This window comes from Streptosporangium sp. G12, assembly GCF_052983175.1.
In genome coordinates this window covers 1-1,117 of sequence record NZ_JBRIQO010000091.1, presented here as the reverse complement: position 1 = coordinate 1,117, position 1,117 = coordinate 1, and the positions used below count along the sequence as shown (strand labels likewise).

The window sequence follows — 1,117 nt, the reverse complement described above, 5'->3', positions numbered from 1 at the left end:
TAGGAGCTGTTTGGGGTTCGGATCTATGTGAGGCCCGGTAGTGGGCTGGTCGTGGCTGGTAAAACTCGGACGTGGCGCGTTTTGATGTGACCGATGCCGAGTGGGCGTTGATCGAGCCGTATCTGCCGGTGGCGGCTACCGGGCCGCTTCCTCGGCGGGTACGTGATCAGTTCAACGGGATCTTGTGGCGGTTTCGCACCGGGTCGGGCTGGCGTGACGTGCCAGAGCGGTATGGGCCATGGTCCACGCTCTACTCTCGGTTCAACGGCTGGGCCAAGGCCGGGGTGTTTCAAGATCTGATGGACGCGCTGATCGCCGAGGCCGCTTTGCGCGGGCAGGTCGGGCTGGAGGTGGTCAGCGTGGACTCCACGATCGTGCGGGCGCATCAGGAGTCGGCCGGGCTGGCGGTCGCCGGGGAGACCTTGGATGCGCTGGAGCAGGCACTGACCGAGGAAAAGGGGGCTCCGCTGGCAGAGCAGCCGCCGGTGCTGCGAGTGATGCGCCGCAGGTCACACCCAGCGCGGACAACGCGGACACGTCGCTTGCGCCGGATCGTGCCGCCACGCGGCGACGCCGAAAGGCCCGGGCGAAGGCTGCCGGGCTCGGCCGATCCCGGGGCGGGCTGAGCAGCAAGGTCCATGCTGCGGTCGATGCCGCCGGGCTGCCGCTGGCCTTCGTGCTCAGCCCCGGCCAAGCCGGCGACTGCCCGTGGTTCATCACCGTCCTGGACAAGATCCGCATCCCCGGCCGGGTCGGCCGGCCTCAGACCCGCCCTGCCGCGGTGGTCGCGGACAAGGCCTACTCCTCCAAGGCCAACCGCTCCTACCTGCGCCGCCGCAAGATCACTGCGGTCATCCCGGAGAAGACCGACCAGCAGGCCAACCGCAAGAAGAGAGGGTCAGCGGGCGGGCGGCCCGTCGGCTTCGATCCGGAGCGCTACCGGCAGCGCAACACCGTCGAACGTTGTTTCCAGAAGATCAAGGCCTGGCGCGGATTAGCCACCCGCTACGACAAAACCCCGGAAAGCTATGAGGCCGGACTCCACCTCCGAGGCTCGATCATGTGGCTGAAACTCCTCACTTCAACCACATGATCCGAACCTCGAACAGCTCCTAGG

General features: G+C 67.1%; 1 pseudogene. It reads left to right on the top strand.

Annotated elements, in window-relative coordinates:
- Nucleotides 1-71 precede the first annotated feature (71 nt).
- Nucleotides 72-1,093 (top strand): annotated as a pseudogene (locus ACVCAG_RS45720) (IS5 family transposase).
- Nucleotides 1,094-1,117 lie beyond the last annotated feature (24 nt).